Here is a 6,256-nt window from a genome sequence, read left to right as displayed (position 1 = left end):
CGTCGGGACCGAGCGCCGACATGATCTGCGTCGGCACGTACCCACCGCCCTCACCCGGCGCACCGGGCGCGGGCATGCCCGCCGGACGCGCGCCCGGCGCACCCGGAACACCCGGCGGCGGAGGCGGCGCGCCCGCACCGCCACGGGCCCGGCGCGGCGGCGGCGCCGCCTTGCTGGTCGCGGCGTCCGCGATGTCACTGGCGTTGGGCGCGAGCGGGCGGCCCGGCACACCAGGACCGGCCGGCGGCCGCGGCGCGTCCGGCGCACCGTCGGGGCCCTGCGGGTAGCCGTAGCCGGGGGCGCCCTGCGGGCCGCCCGGCACGGAAGGCGCTCCGGGCCCCTGCGGGTAGCCGTACGAGGACGCACCGGGCGCAGGCGGAGGCGTGTGCCCCTGCGGCGCACCGGGAACCGGCGGCGCGGGCGGCGTACCCGGGGCCGCGTGACCCTGCGGATAGGGAGGCGTGCCCTGCCCGGCGCCCGGAGGCGTGCCGGGAGCCGCCGCTGCCTGCGGATACCCGTACGGCTGCGCACCCGGCGCGGGCGGGGGCGGTGTGCTGCCCTGCGGCGCACCGGGACCGCCGAGCGCCGGAGCGATCGCCGTGGGCGGCAACTGACTGCCGCCCGACATCAGTGCCGTCTCGGCGTCCGGCGGCGTGGACGGTGCCGCGGGCCGGTTGTCGGCGTCGCTCAGCGGCGGCGCGAACACCGTCGCGGGCAACGGAACGGAACGGTCGTCACCGGCATCCCCGTTCGTGTCCGTTCCGGCCCAGGGCGTCGCCCCGGCGGACACACCGTGCGCCCCGTCACCCGGTTCGCCACCACCGGCGGCCGGCCACGACGCACCGCTGTTCCCGGGCGCGACGCCACCGGCGGAACCAGCAGGGGCCGCCGGCGCGGGAACCGCCGCACCCCGCGGCGCGTCGGCGGGCTCCGCCGCGGCGGCCGTCGGCACCCCGGCCTGCGTCTCGGGCAGCCCACCGCCCGAACGCCGATCCGCAATCCCCAGCTTGTCCGCCGCCTCCTGCAACCACTCCGGCGGACTCAGCAGGAACGACGTCTGGTTCAGATCCACCCGCGCCGCGGGCGCCGGCACCGCGTCCTGGACCTCGTCCTCACGGCCGTACTCCTCCTCGTACCGGCGGATCACCTCACCCACCGGCAGCGCCGGCCACAGCGTCGCCTCGCCGCTGTCCCGCGCGATGACGAGCCGCTGCGCGCCCGCGTCCGAACGCGGCCCCTCCGCACGGTCCTCGCCCCACACCACGAAACCGAGGCCGAACTCGCGCACCCGCACCTCACGGTGCTGATACGCCGGCACGTCTCCGTTGATCCACTCTTCCGCGCGCTCCTGCGCCTGCGCGAACGTCACCATCGCCGAAGCTCACTCCCCCACGGAAGAGACAGGAACGGCACGCGCGAAACCGCCGTCCACCATCAGGTTCGCCACCGTCTCCAACTCCGGCGGACTGCCCGCCAGCCGGGACAGGAACGCGTCGAAGTCGTCACCGCACGGCAGCAGCAACCGCTCCACCCGCTCCGCCGGAGACCACGAAGGATCCACGTCCCGCGCGTCGTCGTACGCGCAGAACCACACCGAACCGAGCCGGTCGCCCTTCGCCTTCACCGCGAGCAACCCGCCCTGCACGAAGGCCACACCCAGGTAATCCTTCGTCAGATGGTCACGCAGGCACTTGTTCACGTACACGAGGTCATTGACCGCGGCTTCGTCCCGCACCGTGAAGAACGGCTGGTCCACCAGCAGGCCCAGCTCCGCGTCCAGCGCCGTACCCACCGGCGCGCACCCGCCCGCCGCCTTCAGGAACGAGCGGTACGCGCCGGGCAGCCGGTACCCGAGGTCCTCCTCGACCCCCTGCACCTGCGACTCCGTCACCGCCACCGCGGACTTCGGCAGCCCGACGTGCGCCGGCCGCGTCTCCTGCAACGGCCGCGTCCCCCGCTTGCCGTGGTCGACCCGCGCCGTCGCCAGACCGCCGTGGTGCCGCAGCAACGCCTTCACCTCGACCGGAACCAGCTCCAGCCGCCGCGAACCCACCACGTGATGCCACGTCCAGCCGTGCGGCGTCGCCACCTCCGGCACCGTGTCCCACAACTCGTGGCCCGCCGCCGACTGCGCGGCGTTCGCCGACACGTAGTCCGTCAGCCGCAACTCGTCGACACCGAAACCCTCCGGCGGATCGGCGATCTCCGCGGCCGCGCGCGCATAGGCCGAGAAGTCGGGGTAACCGTGCTCGTCGACACGTACCCCTCTCGGATGACGCGCCGCCCGGACCGGATCCGGGAAGTGCACGACCTGCCCGGCATAGGCCGCGTTCGGCGGCGCGGCTTGCTGCCCGAGCCGACCTGTCGTCATGGCGGTTGCCCCCTGCGGCACTCTGTACGAACCGAAACCGCACCATGTCTGGCACGCGACGGTCCGTATTCGACTGTCTCTGCAACGTCTGCGACACGTTGACCGCGAGCATCGCGGTGCCGACAGCCTATGCGGTACACGGACACCGGTCACCGGGCCTCCGCTTCCGTGACCAGCCGTCACCCCGCCGTGACACCCTGCCCAAACCCGGGCGTGTCGCACCGCCCCAGCTTCCGCACCAGCCACGGCATTTGGCAGTCTGGGTCCTTCGGGGGGATGCCCGGGAGGGATGATGACCATGAACGCGACGCAAACGGGACCGCACACGAACACCCGTCCCAGCACGCACACCCACACCTCGGGCGACCCGCGCATCGGCTGGAGCCACGCCGAAACACCCCACGCCCCCACGCTCCTGCACCGCCGCGACGGCATCCTCCCCACCGTCGCCGCCGCCCTCTCCGTCCGCGGCGCCACCCTCACCGGCACCGCCGCCCGCGGCGACCAACCCCCTCCCCTGCACCCCCTCGTCCAGGACTTCCTCGACACCCTCAGCAGCGCCCAACGCGACCGCTTCACCGGCCGCTGCGCCGAAGCCATCCTCATCTCCCGCCACATCGCCACCGCCGACGCGGCCCGCAGCAAACGCGCCGCCCGCAAACCGATGACCAACGGCGAAGCGCGCAAAGCCCTCAAACAGGCCAAACTCACCGCCCGCCGGATACGCGAGGACGGCGACCCCCTCCACGGCAGCTTCGCCACCCCCTGCCGCGCCTGCACCGCCCTCAGCGCCCACTTCGGCGTCCGCATCGTCGACCCCGCCACCGACTCCGACTGACCCAGCACCCAGCACCCAGCACCCAGCACACCGACTCGACGGACGAAGGGCAGATGCACGCCGACCGCACCTCCTCCACGCGCTTTCCCGTGCCCATCGACGCGGCCCTGCGCGCCGCCGGCTGGCAACCCGGACGCTGGGACATAAAACAAGCCGAGTTCTGGGCCGACGCCCTCCGCGAACACACCTCACCCGCCGGGCACCGGCACACCGTCTTCCCCGCCGCGGTCGAAGCCTGGGCCGAATTCGGCGGCCTGCGCATCACCCCCGCCGGCCCCGGCCGCCAGATCGCCCCCGCGACCCTGCACCTCGACCCCCTGCACGGCCTCCACCACGCCCGCACCCTCGGCGACCTCGGCCGAGCCCTGGACACCGAGGTCTGCCCCCTCGGCGAGGAGACCGACACCCACTCCGTGCTCGCCATCGACGCCGAAGGCCGCGTCTACACCCTCGACCACACCGGCGACTGGTACCTCGGCCCCGACATCGACCACGCCCTCGCCGCACTCATCTCCGGAATCGAACCCGTCCGGCTCACCGCGGGCTGACGCCCCACGACGGCTACACCGCCGGAATCACCGCCGACACCCGGAAGCCCCCCGCGTCCGTCGGCCCCGACACGAACACGCCACCCAGCGCCGCAACCCGCTCCCGCATCCCGACCAGACCGTTGCCACCGGACGGCAACCGCGCCGCCGACGCCGACCCCGGCTCCGGCGGCGGCTCGTTCTCCACCTGCATCGCGATCTCCGACACCCGGTGCGCCAGCCGCACATGCGTCTTCGCACCCGCCGCATGCTTGTGGACGTTCGTCAGCGCCTCCTGCACCACCCGATATGCCGTCTGCTCGATCTGCCGCGCGTACGACCGCGCGTCACCCTCGACCGACAGGTCCACCACCATGCCGGCGGCCGCGGACTGCCCGATCAGCACATCCAGCTCCGACAGGCACGGCCCCTCCGCCGCACCCTCGTCCGCCACCACCGCCCGGGACGCGGCCTCCGCCACCGCCATCGCCGACGACACCGACGCCTCACGCGGCCGCGCCCCGTCCCCGGACCGCAGCACCCCCAGCATCTCCCGCAACTCCGTCAGCGCCTGCCGTCCCATGTCCCCGACCAGCGCCGCGTTGCGCACGGCCTTCTCCGGATCCTTCCGCGCCACCGCCTGCAGAGCGGCCGAGTGCACCACCATCAGGCTCACCCGGTGCGCCACCACGTCGTGCATCTCACGCGCGATCCGCGTCCGCTCCTCGTTGCGCGCCCACTCCGCCCGCTCCTCCGCCCGCTCCGCGAGCAACTGCAGCTCACGCTCGAGACTGTCCGCCCGCTCCCGCAGGCTCTCCATCAGCCGCCGCCGGGCACCCACGTACAGACCGAGCAGCACGGGAGGCGCCGTCAGCCCCAGCGAGGTCGTGATCGAGGCGAACGGCACGAACCAGTCCCCGAGGGTCAGATCACCCCGCGCCATGTCCTGGCGCACCCGCACGAACGTCACGATCATCGTCCCGAGGAGCGACATCCCGGCCAGCGCCGCGATGATCCGCCGGGGCAACTCCGCCGCGGCGAGCGTGTACAGGCCGACGATGCCCATCAGGAAACCCATCTGGGCGGGCGTGATCGCGATCGCCACCAGGACGACCGCGATCGGCCACTTCCGCCGCAGCAGCAGCACCGACCCGGCCAGCAGACCGAACACGATCCCCACCGAGACCGGGATCCCCGCGTCCTTCGCGAAGGGGATGCCCTCCGCCCCGCACTCCAGCGCGGACACCAGCGCGAGACTCCCGTCGAGCACCGCGCTGCGCCACCTCGCCCACCACCACGGGCCGGTCAGGGCCGTGGCGCGGTCTTCCCCCGTCGTGGTCATGCGTCCAGCCTACGGGCGGCAGGGTGCGCTTTTCCGGTGAGTTTCGCCTACTGGCCTACACCACACTGCGTAATCGAATAACAACAAAACCCACCGGTATCCCTCGAACTGCTGAACCACGACCGCTCGACACCGGAACCCCACATTCCGGCCGGACGGTATTCACATGGCACATTCACCCGGCAAGTACACGGACTTCGAGGGACTCAGGGAACGGGCGGTCGCGCTGCGGCGCGGGGGCTACAGCCTCCGGCAGATCCGGGACGAGCTGAAGATCTTCAACAACGACATCCTCAACCAGCTGGTGAAGGGCGAACCGCCACCGGAGTGGACGAAGCGCCCACGAGCGAAGGACGGCCTGCGGGAGAGGGCACGGGAGCTGCGGCTGCAGGGCTGGACGTACGACCGGATCGAGGCGGAGCTGGAGTGCTCGCGGAGTTCGGTGTCGCTGTGGGTGCGGGATCTGCCGAAGCCCGAACGGCGCGCCCCGGCGGAGCAGGCCGGGCTCGCGGCCCGAAAGCGCCGGGAGCACGAACCGGCAGTACGTGACGAGGAGCGCCGGCAGACCAAGGCTGCCGCAGGCGCGGCGGTCGGCAAGCTCTCCGACCGCGAGCTGTTTCTGCTCGGCGTCGCGCTCTACTGGGCCGAGGGTGGCAAGGACAAGCCCTACGCCCGCCGCGAAAACGTCGCCTTCATCAACAGCGACCCGGACATGATCCGCGTCTTCCTGGCTTGGCTCGACCTCCTCGGAATCGAGCGGGAGCGACTCAGGTTCAGCGTAATGATCCACGAAACGGCGGATGTTGCGGGTGCGGAGCAGTACTGGGCCGACCTCGTCGGCGCCGACGGGGCCTCGTTCAACAAGACCACCATCAAGAAGCACAACGCCAAGACGGTTCGAAAGAACGTCGGCGACGCCTATCGGGGCTGCCTGGTGGTCAAGGTCCTGAAGGGCGCCCACTTGTACCGTCGCATCGAGGGCTCCTGGTACGGCATAGTGTTGTCCGTGCGTGAGGCCGATCAACGAAATCGGACATAGCGCACAAACGTTCCCGGATCGTCTAAAGGTAGGACAAACGGTTTTGGTCCGTTGAATGAGGGTTCGAGTCCTTCTCCGGGAGCATGACAAGTAGTGGGGGCCGCGATGGAAGTACGGGGGCGCAGCCACAAACCCCCCG

5 protein-coding genes, 1 tRNA gene and 1 pseudogene are annotated in these 6,256 nt (G+C 71.9%); 4 read left to right on the top strand and 3 right to left on the bottom strand.

What is annotated here, in order from left to right:
* Together ACFW2E_RS28585 and ACFW2E_RS28580 are read right to left on the bottom strand one after the other, a co-directional pair.
* A pseudogene (locus ACFW2E_RS28585) lies at positions 1-1,372 on the bottom strand (hypothetical protein); the annotation flags it as partial.
* Between the two features lie 9 nt (positions 1,373-1,381).
* On the bottom strand, positions 1,382-2,371 hold the full coding sequence (locus ACFW2E_RS28580) for an SMI1/KNR4 family protein (RefSeq protein ID WP_384469944.1): 990 nt from the start codon (positions 2,369-2,371) through the stop codon (positions 1,382-1,384).
* 289 nt (positions 2,372-2,660) lie between these two features.
* Between ACFW2E_RS28580 and ACFW2E_RS28575 the strand changes: the two genes are divergently transcribed.
* A complete protein-coding gene (locus tag ACFW2E_RS28575; RefSeq protein WP_384469943.1) occupies positions 2,661-3,209 on the top strand; it encodes a YwqJ-related putative deaminase in 549 nt (182 codons plus the stop codon).
* A 53-nt stretch (positions 3,210-3,262) separates the two neighbouring features.
* The gene (locus ACFW2E_RS28570; RefSeq protein ID WP_384469942.1) at positions 3,263-3,757 is read left to right on the top strand and encodes an SUKH-3 domain-containing protein; all 495 of its coding nucleotides are present in this window, start codon (positions 3,263-3,265) and stop codon (positions 3,755-3,757) included.
* A 13-nt stretch (positions 3,758-3,770) separates the two neighbouring features.
* On the opposite strand, the gene ACFW2E_RS28565 is transcribed toward ACFW2E_RS28570, so the two are convergent.
* The gene (locus tag ACFW2E_RS28565; protein ID WP_384469941.1) at positions 3,771-5,078 is read right to left on the bottom strand and encodes a sensor histidine kinase; all 1,308 of its coding nucleotides are present in this window, start codon (positions 5,076-5,078) and stop codon (positions 3,771-3,773) included.
* Positions 5,079-5,244: 166 nt separating this feature from the next.
* Here ACFW2E_RS28565 and ACFW2E_RS28560 point away from each other — a divergent pair, with 166 nt between their 5' ends.
* On the top strand, positions 5,245-6,117 hold the full coding sequence (locus ACFW2E_RS28560; protein WP_384469940.1) for a hypothetical protein: 873 nt from the start codon (positions 5,245-5,247) through the stop codon (positions 6,115-6,117).
* Between the two features lie 11 nt (positions 6,118-6,128).
* Positions 6,129-6,199: transfer RNA gene (locus ACFW2E_RS28555), tRNA-Gln, on the top strand.
* Positions 6,200-6,256 lie beyond the last annotated feature (57 nt).

The organism is Streptomyces sp. NPDC058964 (genome assembly GCF_042741275.1).
GTDB lineage: Bacteria > Actinomycetota > Actinomycetes > Streptomycetales > Streptomycetaceae > Streptomyces.
Note: the sequence above shows the minus strand (reverse complement) of the source record. Positions and strands in the feature narration are given on the sequence as shown.